Origin of the sequence: Streptomyces smaragdinus, from assembly GCF_009604385.1 — a bacterium.
Lineage (GTDB): Bacteria > Actinomycetota > Actinomycetes > Streptomycetales > Streptomycetaceae > Streptomyces > Streptomyces smaragdinus.
The window spans coordinates 466,497-489,782 of record NZ_WEGJ01000003.1 but is presented as its reverse complement, the minus strand read 5'-3'; the positions used below and the strand labels follow the sequence as shown (position 1 = coordinate 489,782).

The 23,286-nt window shown below is 73.6% G+C and carries 19 protein-coding genes; 14 read left to right on the top strand and 5 right to left on the bottom strand.

Annotated elements, in window-relative coordinates:
- Nucleotides 1-58 precede the first annotated feature (58 nt).
- From SRB5_RS08370 to SRB5_RS08340, 7 genes are all read left to right on the top strand, one after another.
- Nucleotides 59-1,168 carry an MBL fold metallo-hydrolase gene (locus SRB5_RS08370; protein ID WP_228389871.1) on the top strand — a complete coding sequence of 370 codons (1,110 nt, stop codon included), beginning with the start codon at nt 59-61 and terminating at the stop codon, nt 1,166-1,168.
- A gap of 220 nt (nt 1,169-1,388) precedes the next feature.
- Nucleotides 1,389-1,886 carry a hypothetical protein gene (locus SRB5_RS08365; RefSeq protein ID WP_153450778.1) on the top strand — a complete coding sequence of 166 codons (498 nt, stop codon included), beginning with the start codon at nt 1,389-1,391 and terminating at the stop codon, nt 1,884-1,886.
- A complete protein-coding gene (locus SRB5_RS08360; protein WP_323377270.1) occupies nt 1,856-3,274 on the top strand; it encodes a hypothetical protein in 1,419 nt (472 codons plus the stop codon). Before SRB5_RS08365 ends, SRB5_RS08360 begins: the two co-directional genes overlap by 31 nt.
- Complete coding sequence (locus SRB5_RS08355; RefSeq protein WP_153450776.1) at nt 3,271-4,746, top strand: VWA domain-containing protein; 1,476 nt, start codon at nt 3,271-3,273, stop codon at nt 4,744-4,746. The genes SRB5_RS08360 and SRB5_RS08355 overlap by 4 nt, the downstream gene beginning before the upstream one ends.
- Before the next feature lie 66 nt (nt 4,747-4,812).
- Nucleotides 4,813-5,934: an ATP-binding protein gene (locus SRB5_RS08350; RefSeq protein ID WP_153450775.1), complete on the top strand. Its 1,122-nt coding sequence runs from the start codon at nt 4,813-4,815 to the stop codon at nt 5,932-5,934.
- A 47-nt stretch (nt 5,935-5,981) separates the two neighbouring features.
- Nucleotides 5,982-8,777, top strand: a complete 2,796-nt coding sequence (locus SRB5_RS08345) for a DUF5682 family protein (RefSeq protein ID WP_323377268.1) — start codon at nt 5,982-5,984, stop codon at nt 8,775-8,777.
- A gap of 273 nt (nt 8,778-9,050) precedes the next feature.
- Nucleotides 9,051-10,052 (top strand): helix-turn-helix domain-containing protein, encoded by a 1,002-nt coding sequence (locus tag SRB5_RS08340; protein ID WP_153450774.1) that lies wholly within the window; start codon nt 9,051-9,053, stop codon nt 10,050-10,052.
- Between the two features lie 14 nt (nt 10,053-10,066).
- On the opposite strand, the gene SRB5_RS08335 is transcribed toward SRB5_RS08340, so the two are convergent.
- Complete coding sequence (locus SRB5_RS08335; protein ID WP_153450773.1) at nt 10,067-10,441, bottom strand: DUF4333 domain-containing protein; 375 nt, start codon at nt 10,439-10,441, stop codon at nt 10,067-10,069.
- Between the two features lie 182 nt (nt 10,442-10,623).
- Between SRB5_RS08335 and SRB5_RS08330 the strand changes: the two genes are divergently transcribed.
- The 4 genes from SRB5_RS08330 to SRB5_RS08315 all read left to right on the top strand — a co-directional run bounded on the left by SRB5_RS08330 (nt 10,624) and on the right by SRB5_RS08315 (nt 13,479).
- A complete protein-coding gene (locus tag SRB5_RS08330; protein WP_323377266.1) occupies nt 10,624-11,064 on the top strand; it encodes a hypothetical protein in 441 nt (146 codons plus the stop codon).
- A 16-nt stretch (nt 11,065-11,080) separates the two neighbouring features.
- Nucleotides 11,081-12,397: a hypothetical protein gene (locus tag SRB5_RS08325; RefSeq protein ID WP_153450772.1), complete on the top strand. Its 1,317-nt coding sequence runs from the start codon at nt 11,081-11,083 to the stop codon at nt 12,395-12,397.
- Nucleotides 12,398-12,467: 70 nt separating this feature from the next.
- Nucleotides 12,468-12,965, top strand: a complete 498-nt coding sequence (locus SRB5_RS08320; protein ID WP_153450771.1) for a hypothetical protein — start codon at nt 12,468-12,470, stop codon at nt 12,963-12,965.
- A 13-nt stretch (nt 12,966-12,978) separates the two neighbouring features.
- A complete protein-coding gene (locus tag SRB5_RS08315) occupies nt 12,979-13,479 on the top strand; it encodes a hypothetical protein (protein ID WP_153450770.1) in 501 nt (166 codons plus the stop codon).
- On the opposite strand, the gene dusB is transcribed toward SRB5_RS08315, so the two are convergent.
- Both dusB and SRB5_RS08305 read right to left on the bottom strand, forming a co-directional pair.
- On the bottom strand, nt 13,480-14,610 hold the full coding sequence (gene dusB / locus SRB5_RS08310; protein ID WP_153450769.1) for a tRNA dihydrouridine synthase DusB: 1,131 nt from the start codon (nt 14,608-14,610) through the stop codon (nt 13,480-13,482). It lies immediately after the preceding gene.
- A 45-nt stretch (nt 14,611-14,655) separates the two neighbouring features.
- Nucleotides 14,656-15,513, bottom strand: coding sequence for a helix-turn-helix transcriptional regulator (locus SRB5_RS08305; protein ID WP_153450768.1), 858 nt, complete (start codon nt 15,511-15,513; stop codon nt 14,656-14,658).
- A 125-nt stretch (nt 15,514-15,638) separates the two neighbouring features.
- Between SRB5_RS08305 and SRB5_RS08300 the strand changes: the two genes are divergently transcribed.
- Both SRB5_RS08300 and SRB5_RS08295 read left to right on the top strand, forming a co-directional pair.
- Nucleotides 15,639-17,087, top strand: coding sequence for an MFS transporter (locus SRB5_RS08300; protein ID WP_153450897.1), 1,449 nt, complete (start codon nt 15,639-15,641; stop codon nt 17,085-17,087).
- Between the two features lie 51 nt (nt 17,088-17,138).
- Entirely contained in the window at nt 17,139-18,572 is a 1,434-nt protein-coding gene (locus SRB5_RS08295) for an MFS transporter (RefSeq protein WP_153450767.1), read from the top strand.
- 3 nt (nt 18,573-18,575) lie between these two features.
- Here the strand turns inward: SRB5_RS08295 and SRB5_RS08290 are convergent, their stop codons facing one another.
- Together SRB5_RS08290 and SRB5_RS08285 are read right to left on the bottom strand one after the other, a co-directional pair.
- Nucleotides 18,576-20,450 carry an amylo-alpha-1,6-glucosidase gene (locus tag SRB5_RS08290; protein ID WP_153450766.1) on the bottom strand — a complete coding sequence of 625 codons (1,875 nt, stop codon included), beginning with the start codon at nt 20,448-20,450 and terminating at the stop codon, nt 18,576-18,578.
- A complete protein-coding gene (locus SRB5_RS08285; protein ID WP_407703887.1) occupies nt 20,447-21,919 on the bottom strand; it encodes an MGH1-like glycoside hydrolase domain-containing protein in 1,473 nt (490 codons plus the stop codon). Before SRB5_RS08285 ends, SRB5_RS08290 begins: the two co-directional genes overlap by 4 nt.
- Before the next feature lie 157 nt (nt 21,920-22,076).
- On the opposite strand from SRB5_RS08285, the gene SRB5_RS08280 reads away from it, so the two are divergent.
- Nucleotides 22,077-23,276, top strand: a complete 1,200-nt coding sequence (locus SRB5_RS08280) for an ROK family transcriptional regulator (protein ID WP_153450765.1) — start codon at nt 22,077-22,079, stop codon at nt 23,274-23,276.
- Nucleotides 23,277-23,286 lie beyond the last annotated feature (10 nt).

The window sequence follows — 23,286 nt, the reverse complement described above, 5'->3', positions numbered from 1 at the left end:
AACACCGACCGTCCCACCGGGCGTTCATGGGATGACACCTCGAGGTGAAGGAGTGCCCATGAGTCCGTTGCGTCCCGCCGCCTTCGGCGCGGAGTCCAGTGGTGAGCGGCTGGCGCGGATTCGCCGGTCGCCGAACTACGACCCGCGGACGGATGCCTTCCGTAACCCCGTCCCGGCGGTCAGCACTCCCGCGCCCGGCTCGGCCTCCCGGTGGGAGATGACGCGGGCGCTGCTGTCGCGGGAGGGGCGCAGGCCCGTGGGGGCGATCCCCCTGCGGCGGCCGGAGCTCTCCGTGCCGCCGGAGTCGGGGCTGCGGATCACGTGGCTGGGGCATGCCACGGTGCTGGCGGAGATCGACGGGCGGCGGGTGCTGTTCGACCCGGTGTGGGGGCAGAGATGCTCGCCGTTCGCCTTCGCGGGGCCGAAGCGGCTGCATCCGATGCCGGTGAAGCTCGCCGAGCTGGGGCCGCTGGACGCGGTCGTCATCTCGCACGACCACTACGACCACCTCGACATGCCGACCATCCGTGAACTGGCCGCCCTCGACGTGCTGTTCGCCGTCCCGCTGGGCGTGGGGGCGCATCTGGAGGCCTGGGGGGTGCCGATCGAGCGGATCGCCGAGCTCGACTGGCACGAGTCCGTGGAGGTCGCGGGCCTGACGCTCACCGCGACGCCGGCGCGGCACTTCTGCGGGCGGGGGATCCGTAACAAGCAGCGGACGCTGTGGGCCTCGTGGGTCGCCGCCGGGCCGCGGCACCGGGTCTTCCACAGCGGGGACACGGGCTACTTTCCCGGGTTCGCGGAGATCGGGGCGCAGTACGGGCCGTTCGACACGGCGATGGTGCAGATCGGGGCGTACTCGGAGTACTGGCCGGACATCCACATGACGCCGGAGGAGGGCGTGCGGGCGCACGCGGATCTGCGCGGCGGGGTGCTGCTGCCGATCCACTGGGCGACGTTCAACCTCGCGCCGCACGCGTGGGCGGAGCCGGGGGAGTGGACGCGGGACGCGGCCGAGGGGGCGGGGCAGGCGGCGGCGTTCCCCATCCCCGGGGAGTCGTTCGAGCCGGCGGGGAAGCTGCCGGAGGAGCCGTGGTGGCGGGCGGTGTCGGGGCCGGTCCGGCGTCCGTGGCGGCTTGCCGGGGAGCGGGCGTCGTCCACGTCCTGAGGGGCTGTCACGCCGGATCCTCCGGGGCCGGGTGATCCATCTGACTTAACGTAACCGACCTCTCTGACCTGCAAGTTCGCCGTCGCGGCGGCCCTGCGCGGGCATTCGCGCGGGGCTGGATTGTCAGTGCCACCCAGTAGATTCAGTGGTGTTCCGCCGGAGGATTCCGGGCGGGAAATCTGCTGACTCATGTCCACTTCGGGTGGAGGGGAGATCCGCGTTGTCGGACTGGGAGAGGGCGAGCGCGGCACGGGTGGTGCCGCCCGCGCGACCGCGCAAACTGGCCAAGGTGCCGTTCGTGGAGCTGGCCGACGGACGGCTGCAGGGAGTGGTGTCCAGCGGATCGGACATCGAGCGGGTCTACGTGTCGTCCGTCGCGGCGGGCAGCTTCACGTACGCCTGCAGCACCAACAACAACCGGCCCTGCGGCGGCGCCCGCGGCGGGTTCTGCAACCACATCCGCGCGCTGGTGACGGAGGCGGTGCTGCAGTACGGCGCCGATCGCGTCGTGCGGTATCTGCGCGTCGAGACCGACGCCGACACGGCGGCGGGGATCACCGGCGCCATGACGGCCACCCGGCCGGACCTGGGTGACAAGTCCGCCGCCGCGGCCGTCTTCAGCCGCTTCCTGCGGCATCTGGCCTATCTCGAACTGGCCCCGACCACCCTGCCGCTGCCGGAGATGCAGTGGTTCCCGCCGACGAGGGCGGTGGCCTGATGCGCGGAGATCTGCTCACCGCGGACATCGACGGACTCGACGAGGCGCTGGCCGCCGTGGACGCCTTCGACCAGGCGCTCGTGGCCGGTCTGCTGCGCCCCCAGGCGGCGCAGGCCGCCGGGCTGACGGCGCTCGCGGACGCCGTGGCGGGCTCCCCGCTCGCGGACCGGGTCGCCGGCGCCGCGGAGAAGGCCTCGACCGGCTCCGCCGCCGAGGACGACCTCGTCGCCCTCGCCGCGGCCCGGACGGCGCTGCTCGGCTCGGTGCACGACGCGCTGCTCGAGCGGGTCACGGAGGCCACCGGCCGCCCGGCGGGCCCGGCGGAGGCCGCCGGGCCCGGCCCGGAGCGGCCGGCGAACCTGCTGGTCGCCGCCCGCTCCTGGCTGGCGGACCTGGCGCGCTGCGGCTGGCAGGGCCTCGACCACGAAGTGGTCGCCGGTGCGGCGCCCGTCGTCTCCGCGATGCTGCCCGACCCGGCGCTGCGCCGGCTCGCGGCGCTCCTCGACGGCTTCGCCGCCGAGCTCGCGGCGACCTGCCCGGGGGTCACCGCGGAGCGCTTCCCGGTGCGCCGCTGGGCCGATCTGTGGGCGCGCGGCATGATGCTGACCGTCCCGGGCGCGGCGGACACCCCCGCGGCGGGGACGGCGACCGGGCGGCTGCTGCCGCTGGGGGTCGACGCGCAGGAGCACGCGACGGCGGTGCAGGCCCAGGTGCACGCGGTGTTCGAGCCCGCGGACGGCGGGGCGGCGCGGCTGGTGCGCGCGAGCGTGTCCGCGCCCAAGCCGGACACGGTGATCGGCGCGGGGCTGTGGAAGCTGCTGCGGCCGCACATGTCGCTGCTGGCGGCGGCCGGCGAGGGCCGGTCCATGGACATCACCGGGATGCCGGTGACGGCCGAGGGCGACCTCCTCTGGAGCGACGAGCACGCCCGCCCCGGCGAGCCCGCCGAGGCGTTCGCCACGGCCCGGGTCGCCCTGCCGGCCGCGACGGACCTGCCGGCGGCCCCGCTGGACCGGCATCCGGCCCGGCTGGCGGTGCCGGTGTTCCTCGAGGGGTACGGCGTCGAGCAGGACGACGGCGGGCTGACGTTCACCGTCGCCGGGCAGCCGCTCGCGGTGGACACCGACCGGGTGCCGGCCGCCGGTCCGCTCACGCCGGAGAAGGTGGCGGCGTCCGGCGCCTGCATCGCGTTGCTGCGTTGGGACGACGGAAGGTTCCGCGTCCAGCCGCTGGCCGTGGAGACGACCGTGCGCAAGAAGGCCGTCGCGATCCACGCGGGGGGCTGGGCCGGCGGGACCACCGAGAAGGCCGGGGTCCAGGCGGAGAAGGCCGCCGACGCCGCCGTGGGCGTGCTGCGGGAGCGCGCGGGGAGGCTGCTGCGGAAATGACCGCCGACGCGACAACAGAGGACACCAGGTGGGACGGGGCCGCCGATACGGCGCCCGAGTCCCCCGTATCCGACGACGGCGCCCCCGTCGCCGACCCCGAGGCCAATCGCCGGCAGGTGCTGTACTGGCGGCTCCTCGCCCGGCTCTTCGACCCCGAGGAGCAGGCCGCGCTGGAGTCGGCGAGCCTGGCCGTCGTCGACGACCTCGGACTGCCGGCCGCGCTGCTCGACCCGCAGGCGTCCGTCGACTCCGTCGTCCAGCGCCATCCGGAGCTGGCCGCCGAGTTCGACGGGCTGATGCTGCCCGACGAGGACGCCGACCGGGACAGGCAGGCCGAGGTCCGCCGCGCGGCGCTGGTGTCGAAGGTGCTGCTGAACGTCTACGCCCCGGCGTCCGGTTCGGTCACCGCCGGGCAGCTCGCCCGCTGGCAGTCCGACGCGGGCTGGCTGGAGCGGGCGCTCGGCTGCCGCCCCGGCGACCTGCGCGGCGGCCGTCCGGGAGCGGGAGCCGGAGCCGGACAGGGCGTCAGCCCCACCGGCAGCGGAGGCGGCGGCCGGACGCCCGACCCGATCAATCTGATCCCCTCGATCGGTCCGGAGCTCGGTGCCATCGAGGGCGACCTCGTCAAACGGATGCGGCTGCGCGAGGTGCTCGCCGACCCGGCGCTCGCCGCGCGGCTCACGCCCAGCATGTCGCTGATCGAGCAGCTGCTGCGGGACAAGAACAACCTGTCCGGCGTCGCCCTGAAGAACGCCAAGGACCTCATCCGCCGCTTCGTCGACGAGGTCGCCGAGGTGCTGCGCACCCAGGTCGAGAAGACCTCGGTCGGCGCGCTGGACCGCTCGGTCCCGCCCAAGCGGGTGTTCCGCAACCTCGACCTGGACCGCACCATCTGGAAGAACCTCACCAACTGGAGCCCGGAGGAGGAGCGGCTGTACGTCGACCGCCTCTACTACCGGCACACGGCCCGCAAGACCACACCGCAGCGGCTCATCGTCGTCGTGGACCAGTCGGGCTCGATGGTCGACTCCATGGTCAACTGCACCATCCTGGCCTCGATCTTCGCCGGGCTGCCCAAGGTCGACGTCCATCTCATCGCGTACGACACCCAGGCGCTCGACCTCACGGCCTGGGTGCACGACCCGTTCGAGACCCTGCTGCGCACCAACCTCGGCGGCGGCACGGACGGCACGGTCGCCATGGCGCTGGCCCAGCCGAAGATCGCCGAGCCGCGCAACACCGTGGTGGTGTGGATCTCGGACTTCTACGAGTGGCACAACGAGCCGCTGTACGAGTCGATGGCCGCCATCCACCGCTCGGGCGCCAAGTTCATCCCGGTCGGCTCGGTCACCAGCGCCGGCCGCGGCAGCGTCAACCCGTGGTTCCGCGACCGGTTCAAGGACCTCGGCACGCCGGTGCTCTCCGGCCACATACGCAAGCTCGTGCACGAGCTGAAGTCCTTCCTCACCTGACCCGGCGTACGTCCGACCGCCGATCGACGCACAGCCCTGCCCACAACCTGTCCGAAAGGTAGTTACATGTCCGATCTGCTGCGCGCCCCCGCCGAGATCAAGTACGCCGAGGAGCTCGACTGGCTGGAGTCCGTCGACGACAACCCCAAGCCGTTCTCCTGGCGGCTGTCGCCCAAGATGGTCCGGCTGTTCGTGCTGGGCTCCGAGCGCTCCGACGGCCTGGACCGGGAGATCGCGCCGAAGTGGTTCGGCGACCGCAGCTTCGTCGAGCGCTCCATCGTCACCCTGGCCTCCGACCGCGGACTGCTGCTCATCGGCGACCCGGGCACCGGCAAGAGCTGGCTGGCCGAGCTGCTTGCCGCCGCGATCAGCCGTAACTCCACCCAGGTCGTCCAGGGCACGGCCGGCACCACCGAGGACCACATCAAGTACTCCTGGAACGTGTCCATGGTCATCGCCAAGGGCCAGTCGCGGGAGTCGATGATCCCCTCGCCGATCATGACGGCGATGGAGACCGGCACCATCGGCCGCTTCGAGGAGCTCACCCGCTCCACCAGCGACGTCCAGGACGCGCTGATCTCGATCCTCTCCGAGAAGTACATCTCCGTGCCCGAGCTGGACAGCGACGGCGGCGAGAACATCGTGTTCGCCAAGCCGGGCTTCTCGATCATCGCCACGGCCAACAGCCGCGACCGCGGGGTCAACGACCTGTCGTCCGCCCTCAAGAGGCGTTTCAACTTCGTGCGCATACCCGTCGTGACGAACAAGAAGAGCGAGGCGGAGATCGTCCGCTTCCGCACCGAGGAGCTGCTGCGCCGGCACCAGATCGAGCTGGACGTGCCGCCGACCCTGCTCGACGTCCTGCTGCAGAGCTTCGCCGATCTGCGGGCCTCCGCGGAATCGGCCGCCAGCGACGACGAGAAGCTGGAGTCCGCGCTGTCCACCGCCGAGCAGATCGGCGTCCTGGAGGACGCGATCCTGCACAGCAACTTCTTCGGCGCCCGCGAGCTGACCGCCCGTACCCTCGCGTCCTCGCTCGTCGGCTCCCTCGCCCGGCGCTCGCCCGAGGACCTCGCCATCCTCAACAAGTATCTGCACGGCGTCGTCGAGCCGCGCAGCAAGGACAAGGGCGGCGTCTGGCCCGAGTTCCTCGACGGCGGCCGCGACGCGATCGCCACCCTGTCTTGAGCACCCCCGCCGTGACCAGCACCGGCGACACCAGGAAGGAGACCACCGTGAGCACAGCCGCCGTCGGTACCGCCGACGACAGCACCTTCCGGGCCCTGCGCACCCAGCTGCACGAGGCGGCCACCGCGTTCGCCGACGGACCGGGCGCGCTGGAGGGCCTGCTGCTCGGCCTCGTCGATGACGTCGACCGCGCGGTGCGCGAGCCGCTGGAGATCTTCCCCGTCTGCCACCACTCGCCGGCCTCCGCGCTCGCCATGGCCCGCCGGCTGCGCGAGAAGCAGCCCAAGGTCGTCTATCTCGAGCTGTGCGAGGACATGGCGCCGCTCCTCACCGAGCTGCGCAACTGCCGCCTCCCGGTGGCCGTGCAGGCGTTCGCCTCGAAGATCGACGGCTTCCCGGCCGACTGGGCGCCGCTGTCGGTGGTCGCCCCGATCACCGAGGCGTCCGCCGAGTACCAGGCGATCGCGTACGCCCTGGACACCCCCGGCGTCGAGCTGGTCCTCGTCGACCGCTCCTCCGACCACGTCTACCAGTGGGACGAGCGCCCCACCAGGGCCGCGGACCCGGACGCGCCCGAGACCGCCGAGGAGGAAGAGGCCGCGCTGCACGGCGACGCCGTGGGCGTGGAGATCGGCGACCTGCGCCCGCGCTTCGCCGAGCTCGAGGAGCATCTGCTGCGCCACGGCAAGGTGCGGCACTGGTCGGAGTGGTGGCACCAGTACGTCGAACTGCCCCTGAGCGACGGCGACTACAACACGTACCGCCAGGTCATGCTGCTGATCGGCAGCCTCTTCCGGCGGCTCGCCCCCGGCGACACACACCGGCTGAAGGTCGACGAGGACCGCGAGCGGCACATGTGGACCCGGATGCGCGAGCATCTGACCGCCACCGGCGCCGACCCCGATGACTGCCTGTATGTCTGCGGCGCCTTCCACGCGGCCAGCCGCGTCGAGGAGTTCGGCGTCCACGGCAGCGACACCTTCGAGATCTCCCCCCGCACCGCCACCGTGTGGCAGCACGGGCTGATCCCCTCCAGCCATACGGCGATCGAGGCCCAGTTCGGCCTCGCCGGTGGCTCGGTGTCCATCGCGGCGTCGCTCTTCGCGAAGAACGTCAGACGGACGAAGGTCAAGCCGTACCGGCTGGCGGGACAGGCGGGCAAGACCTCCACGGCGAAGAAGCGCGCCGCCGCGCCGGTGCCCGCCGGGCCCGCGGACAAGCTGACCGGATTCCTGCGGCGCCCCCCGGTCCTGGACCGGCTGGACGAGGAGGAGCTGCTCGGCTGGTCGGTGGACATCGTCCGCGCCGCGCGCCGCAACGGCTATCTCGCCTCGACCGCCGACGCCATCGCCGTGTTCGAGACGTCGATCCTCCTCGCCGGCATGCGCGACCGGGCCAAGCCCACGCCGTACGACTTCCAGGACGCGGCTGTCACCTGCATCGAGAAGGACGCGGTGCCCGGCCGGCGCGACGTGCGCCGCCTCGTCGAGATCATGATGGGCGGCGACCGGATCGGCCAGGTCGGCTACGACGCGCTGCCGCCGCTCGCCCGCGACGTGCACGACCGGCTGACCCCGCTGAACCTGCCGCTCCAGCAGCGCGGGGTGAAGCGGGCGCTGCTCGACATCGCCGGCCGGCCCGAGCTGGGCGCCTGCTCCGACGTGCTGTGGATGCTGCGCCATCTGCTGCCGCACGGCGCCGCCCGCCCCATCATGGGCGAGCGCACCCTGGGCGAGCGTCCCATCCAGGAGTCCTGGGACCTGGCGCTCGGCACCCATCAGCGCGCGCTCATCGAGCTCGGCTACGAGGGCGTGAGCGTCGAGCAGGTGCTGGAGCAGCGGCTGCGCAAGGCCGCGTACGGGGCGAAGGCCACGGCGGCGGACGTGCTGAAGGCCGTCGAGGACGCCACGCTGTATCTGAACAGCCGCCGCCTCGCCGACGAGCTGGGCGCCCACGCCCTGCACGTACTGGCGGCGGAGCGCTCCGTGGACGGCGCGCCGGAGGTGCTGCGCCGGGTGCGGCGGCTGCTGGCGTACTACCGCACGAGCGAGCCGGTGCTGCCCGGCTGGATCGAGTCGTTCGCCAAGGAGGGCTACGCCCACTACTGCACCCTGCTGCCCATGGCGTTCACCGACGACGACGCCACCGTGCGGCAGGTCGCGGCGACCCTCGGGTTCCTGTTCGGGATGGAGAGCCTCGCGCTGTCGCTGGGCTGCGACCGCACCCAGCTCGAGCTCGCCGTCGCCCAGTCCCATCCGTCGGACCCCGCCAGACAGGCGCTCTTGTGGGCCGCGCGGACCCATCTGGGCACGCTGTCGCGTACGGAGCTGCGGGAGCGGTGCGACGAACTGCTGGGCAACCCGCTGGTGCTGACGGCCTACCCGCGCTACCTCAGCGGCTTCCTGCACGCGCTGGAGCCGGTGCCGGGGCTCACCGACTTCGTCGTGGAGGCGGTGTCGAACGCCTTCGGCAGGCTCCCGGACCCGGTGCTCCTGCCCTGGCTGCCCACGCTGATCTCCACCCTGCGCGCGGACGGCTCGGAGCTGGCCCCGCTGCTCATCCGCGAGGCGGGCCGCGTCTTCCCCGCCCGCCTCCCGGCGCTGGACGGCTGGATACCCCCGTGGCGCGAGCAGCCCCTGCCCCCGGCGGCCCGCCCCGCCGCGTCCGGCCCCCGGGGCGTCGCCCTGCTGGCCGCCCATCCGGCGACCTGCGACGCGGCGGCGGCCCTGCTGGGCTGCGACGGCGGCTGGACGGCCACGGACCCGGGCCCCCGGGGCGCGGCGCTGCTGACGCGGTATCCGGACACGGCGACCGCGGCGACGGCTCTGCTGACGCGGATCTGACCCGGACATAACGGGGGGTCCCCGGCCCCTGCCGGGGACCCCACTCCCCGCCCCGATCCGTCACGTCCCCCGGGCTCCTGCGAGCGGCGGCTCCCCCGAACCGGCCGATACACCCCGTGACTTGTCGTGGCTGACACCAGGGTGTCAGGGTGGGACGGCCGCGGACACTCCTTTCGACCAGAATCGAAAGGCCCTCCTGGCGCCGGGTGCGAGGGGGCCGGGACAGGGGCCCGGGGCGGTGGCGGCGCGGGGAAGACGACGGGGAGCCCGGACATGGCGATCAGACTCCATCTGACCGAGCGGGACCTGCGGCGGATCACGATCGCGCAGCGGCCCGATCCGCTGTGGGACGTAGAGGCCAGCCTGCGTTCGATCCGGACCAGGGGCACCGTGAAGGCCGGTGAGCGCCGGCCCTTACGGCTTCCGGAGTCGTCCCGCCGGCTGCTGAGCCTCGTGCCCGCCCACGGGCGGTCCCCCGACTTCATCTCCCCCGTGCCCCAGGAGACCGGCGGCGACCTCGAGACCGGGCTGGACCTCATGCTGCACACCCCGCGCCACCTCCTGGCGGCGGACATGGCGGCCGTGGGCGCGACCCGCCCCCTGCCCGCCTGGGCCCACGATCTGGCCCAGGGCTCCCCGTCCGCGCTGCGCACCCTGGCGCAGGCAGTCCGGGAGTATCACGGCGCCGTCGTCGCCCCGCTGAGCGCGCGGCTGCGCCCCCGGTTCGAGCTGGCCGTCGCCGACCTGACCCGCACGCTGGTGACCGAGGGCCTGGACGCCCTGCTGAGCTCCCTGCACCCGGCGATCCGCTGGACCCCGCCCGTACTGCACCTGCACCGCGGATTCATGGACGACGACGTCCAGCTGGAGGGACAGGGCATCCACCTGATGCCCACGTTCTTCGGCGGCCACGACCCGATCGTCTACGCCGACCCCCACGCCCCGACCTTCGTCGTCCGCTTCACCCTCGGCCACCCCACCGGACTCCAAGCCCCCGAGGCCCCGGACGAGTCCCTGGCCCCCCTGGTGGGAGCCACCCGGGCGGCGCTGCTCCGCGTCGTGGTCGAAACGGGCGGCGCCACAACCACCACCCTGGCCCGGACGCTGATCCTCTCCCCGTCCACCATCAGCCACCACACGGCGGCCCTGCGCAAGTCGGGCCTGATCACCACCCAACGCACGGGAGCGAGCGTCAGCCACACCCCGACACAGCTCGGCATCGCGCTGCTGCGCGGCGGCGAACCGGGGGGACCGCGCGAAGGGATGGTCCGGTAGCCCGGACCACGCCGCTACATCGGCTTGTCGTCGACCTTGACGTTCAGGTGCACGCTGGCGCCGTTCGGCTTGCCGGCCGTCACCGTGACACCGAACTGGGTGCCGTCCCCGGCGGTGAGGGTGCAGCGGGTGGTCGCGCCCTCCTTCGACTCCAGGCTGTCGGGGCAGTCGACCGACTCCGGGGTCTGGCCGACCGTTTCGGTCAGCGAGGAGGACACCTTCTTCTCCAACTCGTCGGTGGACACCGAAGCCGGCCCAGTGGCTCCCGTCTCGACCTTCTTGGTGGTGCCCGTCTCCTTGTTGGTGTCCACGTCGACGCTGCAGGCCGCCAGGAACAGGGTCAACGCGCCGACCGCCAGGGCCGCCGGGAAGAGCTTCGAGCTGGTCATGGGTCCCCCTAGAGCCGAATCGGCGCGCCAGGCTATCAGACCTGTTCGAACGCCTGGACACGGGGACGCGACGGTTCCGGCGTTCGGCGTGCGGGTCGCCTCGTACGCTGTATGGTGTGGTGCTCAACTACGGGTGACGCACGGCACGTTGGGGGATCGCGGTGAGCACAGGGGACGTTCAGGTGCGGCTGAATCAGGTGGCCGCGCCCGGCGGCGGCGGGGACGGCGTGCTCGCCTCCTCGGCCGCCGACAAGAAGCGGGCCGCCACCTACATCGAGGGCACCCTCGCTCCCGACACCCAGGCCGCCGGCCGGCTCGCCGAGGGCGGCGGGGCGATCCACCCGCCGATGGTCTCGGCTCCCCCGGTCGGCCCGCCGTCGATGCTCTCCAAGCCCGACAGCGGACTGCACGGACTGTCCGCCTGGGCGACCGAGAAGGGCCTGTCCACCGCGATGTCGGTCTGGCAGGGCCAGGTGGGCCGGCTCGTCAGCCGGCTGGGCGGCGAACTCGGCGCGCTGCGCGGGGCGAGCACCCTCTTCCAGGGCCAGGACACCAGCACCGGGGGACAGCTGAACGGCGTGAACGCCGGACAGCCGTTCGCCAGTGGCCTCAACCAGCTGTGACCACGGGGGAAACGGCATGACACTGACCTACCAGGACGTCGTCACCGCCGATCTGGCGCCGCTGTCGGACGCCGCCGGCGCCTGGCAGAAGATGGGCGAGCGCTTCGGCGAGCTGAAGGGCAACTACGACACGCACGTCTCCCGCGCCCTGGACAACGGCCGCTGGCAGGGCGAGGCGTTCAACGCCCACCAGACCAACTCCAAGGCCACGACCTTCGAGTTCGGCGCCGCGCAGACCGAGGCGCAGGCGGTCTCCACCGTGCTGCGTGACGCGCACACCGAGCTGACCCGGCTGCAGAAGGCCGTGAAGGACATCGTCACCGACGCCGAGGCCAACGAGTTCAAGGTCGACAGCAACGGCAAGGCGACCTACACCGGCTTCGACAAGCTCTCCCCGCAGGAGCAGCAGAGCGCCCGCCACGACCCGGACTACCCGCAGATCCAGGCCCTGGCCAAGCGCCGGGAGCAGGAGTGGACCGACGCGATAGCCAAGGCCGTCAAGAGCGTCGACGAGTACGACCAGAGCGTGCAGCGCGTCCTGGCCGCCGCGACCACCGACAACGCGATCGACGGCGGCGGCTTCGGCGGCTTCAACGGGGACGCCAACGCGGACGTGGCCAAGGCGACCGCCGAGACCAAGACCCAGCCGGCCGGCAAGGACGAGGGCTGGGTCGGCGAGGGCAAGTCGGAGGCCAACGGCCCCAACGCCGGCGCCGAGGCCAAGGGCCCCGACTGGTCCAAGGGCGAGGTGGGCAGCGCCGAGGCGCACGCCAACCTCGCCGACGCCAGCGCCGAGGGCACGCTGCAGAACGGCCCGGTCGAGCTCTCCGGCAAGGCCGAGGCCGCCGTCGGCGCGAAGGCCGAGGCCGCCGCCAAGCTGGGCCTGGACGGGCTGGACGCCGAGGCGTCCGCGTCCGTGGGCGCCAGCGCGTCGGCCGAGGGCTCCGCCCGCGCCTACCACGTGGGCGTCAGCGGCTCGGCGGAGGCGTTCGCCGGCGCCGAGGCCGGGGTGAACGTCGTGGCCGGCAAGGAGGGACTCGGCTTCAACGCGGAGGCGTTCGCCGGCGCCAAGGGCGAGGTCTCCGCCGGCGCCGACGTGGCCGGCATCGGCATCGGTGCCACCGCCGAGGGCTGGGCCGGCCCCGGCGCCGAGGCGGGCGCCGGCGTCACCAAGGACGCGCAGGGCAAGTGGCACATCGGGGCCAAGGTCGGCATCTCCCCGGGGCTCGGCGGGGCGCTGGGCTTCGAGGTCACCGTCGACCCGAAGGAGTTCACCGATACGGTGGGCGACATCGCCGGCGGCGTGAAGAACGCGTGGAACAGCATCTTCTGACGCCGCGCGGACAGACGTAACCGCAAAGACGTACCCGCAAAGACGTACGCGACGACGAGGAGAGCCCCACATGGCGGCAGGTCTGCCGGTCCCGATCGAGTTCCGGCTGCCGGAGGGCTGGCGCACCGCGGACCCGGACGACATCGGCGCGCCCGGTGTCGCCTTCGTCGCCCTGCACCCGCACCCGGACGACGGGTTCGCGGCGAACATCACCATCGACGGCGACTTCATGCCCGCGACCCGTACGCTGCTCGAGCTCGCCGAGGAGTCCGAGCAGCGGCTGCGCGGCGCGTCCGAGACCCTCGCGGTGCTCACCCGCCGCGAGACGGGCTCGCCCAGGGCGCCGGGCCTCAGCCAGCGGCTGGAGTTCACCGCCGTCGCGGGCGGGGCGCGCCGCAAACTTGCCCAGACGCAGGTGTATCTGGGCGTGGTCGACGCGACGGATCCCGCCAAGCGCGCGCACATCCGGCTGACGCTGACCTCGACGGCGGCCCAGCACGACGTCGTACTGGACGACTTCCAGCAGTTTGTGTCGACCGTGGCCCCGGACACCGCGCCGAAGTCCTGACTAGGCTGGCCCGATGGGACTCTTCGACAGACTGACCGGAACGAAGCGGCCCGACAGCGACGTCGAGCCGCGCCCCGCCGCCGAGCTGCGGGCCGCGCTCCTCGCGCTCGACAGCCCCGACCAGCCGTTCACCGTCCGCGACGGCGCCCCCGAGGAGGCCGACGTCGTCGCGGAGTGGCGGATGGCGGAGCCGCGGTGGCGGGGGATCTTCTACGACTCCCAGCTCACCCGGGCGTTCAAGATCCGGATGCGGCTGGTCCCCGACGACCACCTGGTGCGCGCCCTGGACGAGCACTGGGAGGTCAAGTGGATCGAGGGCGTCCCCACGCTCGGCGAGTACGGCCGCGGCCCGGCCCCCACCACGTCCGTGCACTGGACCATCGGCCGCGGCGCCGACGGCGAGCGGGAGACGACGGAGACGTTCCGCTTCGAGAGCGGCACGATGAAGGACCCCCTGCGCGACACGGTCCTGAAGCACGGCTGGGCCTGGAAGGGCGTCCTGGGGAAGCCCTGATCAGCCCCCCGACGTGTCCAGCTCCGCGTCCGCGCCCACCGCCGCGCACTCGTACGGGTCGTCCAGCCACCCCTCCGGCAGGACGACCTTGTCCCGCCCGGCCGTCCGCCCGCGCGGCCCGTCCGCGCCCTGCTCCGGCCACGGCTGGTCCAGGTCCAGCAGCGCGAACTGCTCGTCCATCTCCGTCAGCGACGACGCCGTGGCCAGCCGCCGGCGCACGTCCCCGCCGACCGAGAAGCCCTTGAGGTACCAGGCGACGTGCTTACGGAAGTCGATCACGCCCCGCGCCTCGTCCCCCAGCCACTCGCCCAGCAGCTCCGCGTGCCGCCGCATCACCGCGGCGACCTCCTTCAGCGCCGGCCGCGCGAAGGCCGAGCGCCCCTCGAACGCCGCCACCAGATCCCCGAACAGCCACGGCCGCCCCAGACACCCGCGCCCCACCACGATCCCGTCGCAGCCGGTCTCCGCCACCATGCGCAGCGCGTCCGCCGCCGACCAGATGTCCCCGTTGCCCAGCACCGGGATCTCCGGCACATGCTCCTTCAGCCGGGCGACGGACTCCCAGTCCGCCGTCCCGCCGTAGTGCTGCGCCGCCGTCCTGCCGTGCAGGGCGATCGCGGTGACGCCCTCCTCCACGGCGATCCGTCCGGCGTCGAGGTACGTCAGATGGTCGTCGTTGATGCCCTTGCGCATCTTCATCGTCACCGGCAGGTCACCGGCGTTGGCGACGGCCTCGCGCAGGATGGACCGCAGCAGATTCCGCTTGTACGGCAGCGCGGAGCCGCCGCCCTTGCGGGTGACCTTGGGCACCGGGCAGCCGAAGTTCAGGTCGATGTGGTCGGCGAGGCCCTCCTCGGCGATCATCCTCGCCGCGCGGCCGGTGTAGACGGGGTCGACCCCGTACAGCTGGATCGACCGGGGCTTCTCGCTCGCGTCGAAGTGGACGAGCTGCATGGTCTTCTCGTTGCGCTCGACCAGCGCCCGCGTCGTGATCATCTCGCTGACGAAGAGGCCCTTGCCGCCGGAGAACTCCCGGCACAGCGTCCGGAACGGCGCGTTCGTGATTCCCGCCATGGGCGCGAGGACCACGGGCGGCTCCACGGCGTGCGGTCCTATCTGCAGCTGGCTCATCGGGGCGGTCCTCAGTACGTACGGGGGTGGGGCGACCTCCCATTGTCACACGGTGACCGGGACGTCCCGTCCCACGGCCAGCTCGTACAGGTGCCGCAGTCGCTCCTCCGTCTCCGTGTCCGCCGGGACGTACGTGGTCATCCGCGGGCCGTCCTTCGGCTGGAGGTACATGTAGCGGTAGTCGAACGTGAGCCGTCCCACCAGCCGGTTCTGGAACGTCTTCGTACGGTTGGCCGGCGTCAGCACCTCGTACCGGTCCCAGATCTCGCAGAACTCCGGCGACGCGTCCTGCAGCCGCTTCAGCAGTGTCTTCCAGGCGGGCTCGGCCACATGCTCGGCCATGACCGACCGGAACTTCGCCACCATCAGCCGCATCGACTCCTCCCGGTCCGCCAGCCCCTCCTTCCAGCCGGGGTCGGTGAACGCCAGCCACAGCGCGTTGCGGTCCTCGGGCGGCAGCGCGTCCAGGTCGCCGACCAGCCGGGCATAGGTGCGGTTGTACGCGACGATGTCGAAGCGGGCGTTCGTGACCGACGCCGGATACGGCTCCAGCTGCCGCAGCATGGCCCGGATCGCCCCCGACACCCCGAGGCAGTGGTCCTGCGGATCGGGATCCTGCACCCCCGCCAGATGGAACAGATGCGCCCGCTCGCCCGCGTCCAGCATCAGCGCCCGCGCCACGGAGTCGGCGACCTGCCCCGAGACCTGGATGTCACGCGCCTGCTCCAGCCACGTGTACCAGGTCACCCCCACCGAGGCGAGCGTCGCGACCTCCTCGCGGCGCAGCCCCGGGGTGCGCCGGCGGCGGCCGGCGGGCATGCCGACCTGCTCGGGCGAGATCCGTTCGCGCCGGCTGCGGAGGAAGGCGGCCAGCTCCTTGCGGGCGTCGGCGGAGGTCGTCATGCTTCCAGGATGCCGTCTCCCGGAGCCTGTTGCCAGGTGGTTCTTATACCTGGATAAACGCTCTCTGGTACCACCCTGAGAACGCCCTCATCGTGGTGGACGTGACAGAGACAACGACCAAGACCATGACCGGCCGGGAGCCGTCACGGGCCGAGGTGCGGCCCCATATCCGCCGGGCGGCGGGCGCCGAGGCGCCCGTGCTCGGTTCGCTCGGACTGCTGACGGTGCTGCTCGGCGCCGCGCTGCCCATGCTCGACTTCTTCATCGTCAACGTCGCCCTGCCCACCATCCAGCGCGACCTCGCCGCGAGCGAGGCGATGCTCGAGATGGTGGTCGCGGCCTACGGCATCACCTACGCCGTCCTGCTCGTCCTCGGCGGCCGCCTCGGCGACACCTTCGGCCGCCGCCGGCTCTTCGTCTGGGGCCTGATCGGCTTCGGCCTCACCTCCCTGGCCTGCGGCATCGCCCCCGGCCCCGGCACCCTGGTGGCCGCCCGCGCCGCGCAGGGCGCCGCGTCCGCGCTGATGCTGCCGCAGGTGCTCGCCACCATCCACGCCGCCACCAGCGGCGACCGGCGCGGCAAGGCCCTCGGCCTGTACGGCGCCACCGGCGGTATCTCCAGCATCGCCGGACAGCTGATCGGCGGCGCGCTCGTCACCGCCGACCTGTGGGGGACGGGCTGGCGCTCGATCTTCCTGGTCAACGTGCCCGTCGTGCTGCTCGCCCTGCCCCTGGCACTGCGTGCCGTCCCCGACACCCGCGCCGAGCGGCCCGCGCGCGGCGACCTCGCCGGCACGGTGCTGCTCGGCGCCACGCTGACGTCGGTGCTGCTGCCGCTCACCGAGGGCCGGGCGGCGGGGTGGCCGCTGTGGTCGTGGCTGACGCTGTGCGCGGCGCCGCTGCTGGGGTGGCTGTTCTACGCGGTGGAGGCGCGCGGTGAGCGCACCGGCGGGAGCCCGCTGCTGCCGCCGACGCTGCTGCGTGAGCCGTCGCTGCGGCGGGGGCTGGCGCTGGGCGTGCCGCTGTTCCTGGGCTTCGGCGGGTTCATGTTCGTGATCGCCGTCGCGTTCCAGACGGGGCTGGGGCTGGGACCCGTGGCCTCGGGGCTGGCGCTCGCCCCGATGTGCGTGACGTTCTTCGCCGCCTCGCTGACCGGGCCGCGGCTCGTCCCCCGGTACGGGAGCCGGGTGCTGGTGTGGGGCACGCTGATCCAGGCGGCGGGCGTCGGGCTGATCGCCCTGACGGTGCTGTGGCGGTGGCCGGACCTGGGGCCGCTGGGTCTGGCGCCGGGGATGGCGGTGGCCGGGTTCGGGCAGGGGCTGCAGGTGCCGACGTACTTCCGGCTCGCCCTCAACGGCGTCCCCGCCGCGCGGGCCGGCGCGGGCAGCGGGCTGGCGGTGACGAACCAGCAGTCCGGCCTGGCGCTGGGGGTGGCCACGCTCGGGTCGCTGTTCCTGACGCTGGTGCCGCAGCTGGGCGTACGGGACGCGCTGCTGTGGGCGCTGGCGGTGCAGGTGGCGGGCGTCGGCGTCACCTGCGCGCTGAGCCTGCGCCTGCCGCGTACGGTCGTGTGACAGGCGCACCCGGGGTCCCCGCGTTGCGGGGCCCCGGTTAGCGTTGATGTCATGACCCGCCGCCGACCTGCGCTGATCCTCGCCATCTGCTGTATGAGCCTGCTGCTGGTCAGCCTCGACACGACGGCCGTCAACGTGGCTCTGCCCACGCTGCGCGAGGAGTTCGACGCCTCCGTCTCGGGCCTGCAGTGGACGATCGACGGCTACGCGGTGGTGCTGGCGTCGTTCCTCATCCTGTCGGGCTCGACCGGCGACCGGGTGGGCCGGCGCCGTACCTTCCGGACGGGACTGGTCGTCTTCACCCTCGCCTCGGTGCTGTGCAGTCTGGCGCCCGGTCTGGGATGGCTGATCGCGGCCCGGGTGCTGCAGGCCGTCGGCGGTTCGATGCTCAACCCGGTGGCGATGTCCATCATCACCAACACCTTCACCGAGCCGCGCGAACGCGCCCGCGCCATCGGCGTGTGGGGCGGCGTCGTCGGCATCAGCATGGCGGCGGGTCCCCTGGTCGGCGGGCTGCTGGTGGAGTCCGTCGGCTGGCGGTCGATCTTCTGGATCAACGTGCCGGTCGGCCTCCTCGCCCTGGCGCTCACCGCCCGCTTCGTCCCCGAGTCCCGCGCCCCGCACCCGCGCCGCCCCGACCCGGTGGGGCAGGGCCTGGTCATCGTGTTCCTCGGCGGGCTCACCTTCGCCATCATCGAGGCCCCGGACGAGGGTCTGGGCTCCCCGCTGATCCTGGTCCCCCTCGCTGCCGCCCTGTCCGCGCTGGCCGCGTTCGTCCCGTACGAACTGCGCCGCCGCGAGCCGCTCATCGACCCGCGCTTCTTCCGCAGCGCCCCCTTCACCGGGGCGACGCTCATCGCGGTGAGCGCCTTCGCGGCGCTCGCCGGGTTCCTCTTCCTGAACACGCTGTATCTGCAGGAGGTACGGGGCTACTCGCCGCTCGAGGCCGGGCTGTGGATGCTGCCGATGGCCGCGATGACCATGGTGTGCGCGCCGCTGTCCGGGCGGCTCGTCGGCTCGTACGGGCCACGCCCCCCGCTGCTCGTCGCGGGACCGCTGATGGCGGCGACGGGGGTGCTGTTCGCGGCGTTCACGGCGGAGACGTCCAATGCGGGGCTGCTGGTCTCGTACATCCTCTTCGGCATCGGCTTCGGCCTGGTCAACGCCCCGATCACCAACACCGCCGTCTCCGGGATGCCCGTCGCCCAGGCGGGCGTCGCCGCCGCGGTGGCGTCCACCAGCCGGCAGACGGGCAACGCGCTCGGCGTGGCCGTCATCGGCGCGGTGCTGGCGTCGGGGCTCGGCGGCGGGAGCTTCACGGACGCCGCCCGCCCGGCCTGGTGGATCGTCACCGGCTGCGGGCTGACGGTCCTCGCGACGGGCGCCCTGACCACCGGACGCTGGGCCCGTACCACCGCCGCCCGCACGGCGGCCCTGCTCGGCTCGGCGGACGCCCGCCCCGCGACGCCCGCCAAGGTGCCCTGACCCTCAGCCGCCCACCGCCGTCAGCAGGGCCAGGGGCGTCGCCGCCGCCCACGACTGCGGCGAACAGGCGTGCGGGTACGGGACCGGCGCCGGATGGTCGGGGCGGGCGTAGCCGCCGATCAGCTCGGGCAGCCGGTACGCCGAGTGCTCCGCCAGCGACGTCACCGCCCGGGCGAGGGCCGTCGCCTCGGCCCGCAGCCCGTACCGGGCCAGCCCCAGCGCCGTGATCGCGGTGTCGTGGGGCCAGACGCTGCCCCGGTGGTACGACAGCGGGTGGTACGCCGCCTGGCCGGTGGCGAGCGTACGGATGCCCCAGCCGGAGAAGAAGTCCGACTTCGTCAGCCGCCGCCCCACCCGCTCCCCCCGCTCCCGGTCCAGCAGCCCGCACCACAGCAGATGCCCCGCGTCCGAGGCCAGCGCGTCCACCCGGGCCCCGGAGCCGTCCAGCGCCAGCGCCGGGAAGTCCCGGTCGTCCAGCCAGAAGTCCCGTACGAACCGCTCCCGCAGCTCCCGCGCCGCCCCCTCCAGCAGGTCCGCGTACCCGGCGTCGTCCCACACCGTCCGCGCCAGCCGCGCCGTCGCCGTCAGGGCCGCGTACGCGTAGCCCTGCGGGGACGCCGCCGCGATCGCCCCGCGCGCCCGCTCGCCGGAGGCGAAGCAGATCGCGCCGGGGGAGTCCTTCCAGCTCTGGTTGGCCAGCCCGCCCTCGTCCGCGCGGTAGACCAGATAGCCCCGGTCGTCGAGCCCGCCGTACGCGAACATCCACGACACCGCCGCCCGCGCGTGCTTCTCCAGCCGCCGCGCGTGCTTGTCGTCCCGCGTGCTCTCCGTGTACGCGCCCAGCAGCATCAGGAACAGCGGCGTGGAGTCCACCGACCCGTGGTACCGCCCGTACGGCACCTGCTCGAAGTGCGCCAGCTCCCCGTGCCGCACCTCGTGCACGATCTTCCCCGGCTCCGCCCCGCGCGTCCGGTCCTCCGCCGTGGCCTGCGTCGCCGCCAGCGCGGGCAGCGTCGCGGCGGCCAGCGCGGGACGGTACGGGAGCGCGAACAGCGACGTGATCAGCGCGTGCCGCCCCAGCAGCGACAGGAACCACGGCACCCCCGCCGCCGGCACCCGCAGCGCCTCGCCCTCCGGCCCCTGCGCCGGGATCAGCAGCCGCGACAGGTCGTCCAGCCCCCGCTCGCAGGCCCGCAGCAGCTCGGGCCACGCCTCCGGCCCCGCCAGCGGCAGATCGTCGGCCTGCGGCCCCACCACGGTGTGGTCCGGCGCGTCGAAGGGTCGGGCCTCGACCCGGATCACCAGCTCCGCCGTCCCGTGCGGCCCCAGCTCCAGCAGCCACACGAGCCGCCGCGCCCCGCTGCCCGTCTCCTCCACCGCGTCCGGCGCCGGATCCGCCGTCACGACGGTCGCCGCCCGCCACTCGCGGCGCCGGTAGCCGAACTCCACGCCGTCGGGCAGCGCCTGCCGGGTGCGCACCGCGTGCGCCTTGTCGTACACCCGGTGGTCGGAACGCAGCTCGAACAGGTCCGCGAAGTCGGCGTCCACGGTGAGCGCGAGACGTACGGTCTCCGCCTCCGCCCGGTTGCCGTCTACGCGGATCCGCTCCTCCAGCACCCCGTCCGCCCGCACGGTCTGCTCGCGCGTCACCGTGTGCGGCGGCGGCTCGGAGCGCCCCAGATGCGGGACGAGTACGCCCGGCGCGAGCACGTCGGGCGTGGCGCCGTCCACGGTCAGCTGCCACCGGCTCAGATGGCGGCCGTCGCGTACGAACAGCCCGCCGGGCAGCGGTCCGCGCTCCCCGGTGATGTCACCGGCGGGGCTCACCACGGCGAACGTCTCGCCGTGGAAGAGCAGTCGGTGGTCGAAACCGTTCATCCCAGCCCTCCCTCGGGGTCCTCGTCGGCCAGCAGGTCCAGGACCAGGGCGGCCGTCCAGCTGAAGTCACGCGTGCCGCGCGGGCGGCCGGTGGCGGGGTCGACGTACTCGGCGAAGCCGGACGCGGCGCCGACGCCGACGATCGCGGCGCGAAGCCGCTCGGCGCGGTCGGCCCAGCCGTGCCGGCGCAGCCCGCGCTCCAGCAGCCAGTTGAGGTTGAACCAGGCCGGCCCCCGCCAGTAGCGGCCCGCGTCGTACGCCGGTCCCAGCAGGTCGTAGCTGGGCACCAGCCCGGTGGCCGCGGCCGACCCCAGCGCGAAGTGCGGGCCCTCGGCCGTACGCAGCACCTCGGCGGCGATCGCCTCCGGCAGGTCCGGCAGGGCGAGCGGCAGCAGTCCGGCGGCACTGCGCTCGGGGATCAGCGCGTCCGCCCGTACGTCCCGGGCCAGGAACTGCCCCGCCGCCGGCGACCACAGCCGCCGCACCAGCGCCTCCGTCAGCCGCGCCGCCTCGTCCAGATGCGGGCGCGGGTCGCCGCCCAGGGCCAGGGCGATCTCCGCGAGGGCGTGCTCGGAGAGGGCCAGCAGGGTGGCCAGGCCCGGGTCCTCGACGGCGAAGGCGTGCGGGCGGCCGAGGTCGGCGTAGCCGCCGGCGCGGTAGTCGACGGCGAGGCGGACGTAGCGGCCGTAGTCGAGGTCGGTGGGGCGGTCGGCGGCGGCGCCGTGATGCAGGTCGGCGCGGCGGAAGGACTCCGGGTCGGCCGGGGTGACGTGGGCCAGGGGGGCGTCCCAGCAGGGGCTGTTGTCCATGCCCGGCTCCCAGGGGTGGACCACGGCCGGGAGCCCGTCGCCGGCGAGGTCGCGGGAGGCGGTGAGGTAGCGGTGCCAGGCCGTGAGGCGCGGCTGTACGCGGGCGAGGAAGCCGCGGCGCCAGGACGCGCGGGGGTCGGCGCGGTGGACGAGCCAGGCGGCGAGGGCGTGGACGGGGGGCTGCACGATGCCGGAGGTCTCGGTGCGGCGGGGGGCGCCGGCGGGGCGTCCGCTGGTCGAGGAGCGCCAGAAGTCGGGGCCGGGGAAGTAGGCGCCGCGGGGGACTGCCGGGTCGAACACGATGTGCGGGACGCGGCCGTCGCGCCACTGGGCGGCGAGGAGGGTCTCGAGCTCGAGCTGGGCGCGTAACGGCGACATGTGGCGCAGGCCGATCGCGATGAACGCGGAGTCCCAGCTCCACTGGTGCGGATACAGCCCGTGGGAGGGGACGGTCGAGGTGCCGGTCCAGTTGTCGGTGAGCACCCGCCGCGCGTCCCGGGCGATCCCCGGCGCGTGTCCGGGTGGGCCGGGGGGTGCTGCGACACGTTCCACGGGAGCTCCCGGGGTTGGCTCGGGTTCTGTATGCGATTTTTGGACGGACCCGCCTGTCGGCCGGGGGTCCGGGGGGTGCCCCCGGGAGAACGCGGTACGGGGGGACATCTCTGGGTTACGTCCACTTAACAAGCAAAACTAGCGCCGTAATGTGGTGCGGGCAAGCAGAACGCGGGGTAGGAACAGAGGAGTTGGGGGACCCGCCGCGCCCCGGCGGCGGCGTCCTGCGGCATCCTGCGTACAGCCGAACGAAAGGCCCGCCACCATGTCCGCGACCACGGCCGGGGAGACGAAGACCGCCGGTGACCTGCTGCGCCTCATCCGCAGCGGCCGCACCGCCACCCGCGGCGACCTCCAGCGGGTCACCGGACTGTCCCGTACGACCGTCGGCCAGCGCCTCGACCAGCTCTTCGCCGCCGGCTGGATCCGCGAGCACGGCAGCGTCCCCGTCGACCGCGGTGGGGGCCGCCCCTCCGCCCGCCTCGAGTTCGACGCCTCCCACGCCGTCGTCCTGGCCGCCGACCTCGGCACCCGGCACGCCCGCGCCGCGCTGCTCGACCTCACCGGGCGGATCCTGGCCGAGCACACCGGCGAGCTGCGGGTGGACGCCGGGCCGGCGGCGGTGCTGGACCGGCTGGGGGAGTGGTTCGCGGGGCTCCTCGGCGGGCGCGAGGGCGGCGCGGTGTGCGGGGTGGGGCTGTCCGTGCCCGGGCCGGTGGACGCGGGACGGCTCGTACAGCCGCCGATCATGCCCGGCTGGGACGGCTGCGAGCCCGCCCCCCTGCTGCGCGCGGCGCTGGCGCGGCGGGTGCCGGGGGCCGCCGCGCTGCCGGTGCTCACGGACAACGACGCCAACCTGATGGCGTACGCCGAGCAGCGCGCCGGCCACCCCGACTGCGCCGCGTTCCTGCTGGTCAAGGTCTCCACCGGGATCGGCGCGGGCGTCGTGGTGGACGGCGGCATATACCGCGGGATCGACGGTGGCGCCGGCGACATCGGCCACATCCGGCTGGACGGCGCCCCCGGGGCGCTGTGCCGCTGCGGGTCGTACGGCTGCCTCGCGGCGGTTGCCAGCGGCGGGGCGGTGGCGCGCGAGCTGACGGCGCTGGGGGTGCCGGCGTACTCCGGCTCGGAGGTGCGCGAGCTGCTCGCCGCGGGGCATCCGCAGGCGGTACGGCTGGCGGCGGAGGCCGGGCGCCGGGTGGGGGAGGTGCTGGGGACGGTGGTGACGCTGCTCAACCCGGGGGTGCTGATGATCGCGGGGGATCTGGCGGGGACGCCGTTCCTGGCGGGGGTACGGGAGCTGCTGTACGCGCGGGCGATGGCGCGGACCACGGCTCACCTGCAGGTCGTCACGGCGGGGCTGGGGGACCGGGCGGGACTGCTGGGGGCGGGGGCGCTGGTGGTGGAGGAGCTGTACGCCCCGGCGTCGGCGGATGCTCGACTGGCGGCCATGGGTATCTAGCGGGATGTTC

Coding starts and splice junctions, on each gene's coding strand:
- SRB5_RS08285 (WP_407703887.1), bottom strand. CDS start 21,919: ATGTCCCCCCGTACCGCGTTCTCCCGGGGGCACCCCCCGGACCCCCGG.
- SRB5_RS08370 (WP_228389871.1), top strand. CDS start 59: ATGAGTCCGTTGCGTCCCGCCGCCTTCGGCGCGGAGTCCAGTGGTGAG.
- dusB (WP_153450769.1), bottom strand. CDS start 14,610: ATGAGCCAGCTGCAGATAGGACCGCACGCCGTGGAGCCGCCCGTGGTC.
- SRB5_RS08305 (WP_153450768.1), bottom strand. CDS start 15,513: ATGACGACCTCCGCCGACGCCCGCAAGGAGCTGGCCGCCTTCCTCCGC.
- SRB5_RS08320 (WP_153450771.1), top strand. CDS start 12,468: ATGGCGGCAGGTCTGCCGGTCCCGATCGAGTTCCGGCTGCCGGAGGGC.
- SRB5_RS08335 (WP_153450773.1), bottom strand. CDS start 10,441: ATGACCAGCTCGAAGCTCTTCCCGGCGGCCCTGGCGGTCGGCGCGTTG.
- SRB5_RS08350 (WP_153450775.1), top strand. CDS start 4,813: ATGTCCGATCTGCTGCGCGCCCCCGCCGAGATCAAGTACGCCGAGGAG.
- SRB5_RS08325 (WP_153450772.1), top strand. CDS start 11,081: ATGACACTGACCTACCAGGACGTCGTCACCGCCGATCTGGCGCCGCTG.
- SRB5_RS08290 (WP_153450766.1), bottom strand. CDS start 20,450: ATGAACGGTTTCGACCACCGACTGCTCTTCCACGGCGAGACGTTCGCC.
- SRB5_RS08315 (WP_153450770.1), top strand. CDS start 12,979: ATGGGACTCTTCGACAGACTGACCGGAACGAAGCGGCCCGACAGCGAC.
- SRB5_RS08280 (WP_153450765.1), top strand. CDS start 22,077: ATGTCCGCGACCACGGCCGGGGAGACGAAGACCGCCGGTGACCTGCTG.
- SRB5_RS08355 (WP_153450776.1), top strand. CDS start 3,271: ATGACCGCCGACGCGACAACAGAGGACACCAGGTGGGACGGGGCCGCC.
- SRB5_RS08300 (WP_153450897.1), top strand. CDS start 15,639: ATGACCGGCCGGGAGCCGTCACGGGCCGAGGTGCGGCCCCATATCCGC.
- SRB5_RS08295 (WP_153450767.1), top strand. CDS start 17,139: ATGACCCGCCGCCGACCTGCGCTGATCCTCGCCATCTGCTGTATGAGC.
- SRB5_RS08340 (WP_153450774.1), top strand. CDS start 9,051: ATGGCGATCAGACTCCATCTGACCGAGCGGGACCTGCGGCGGATCACG.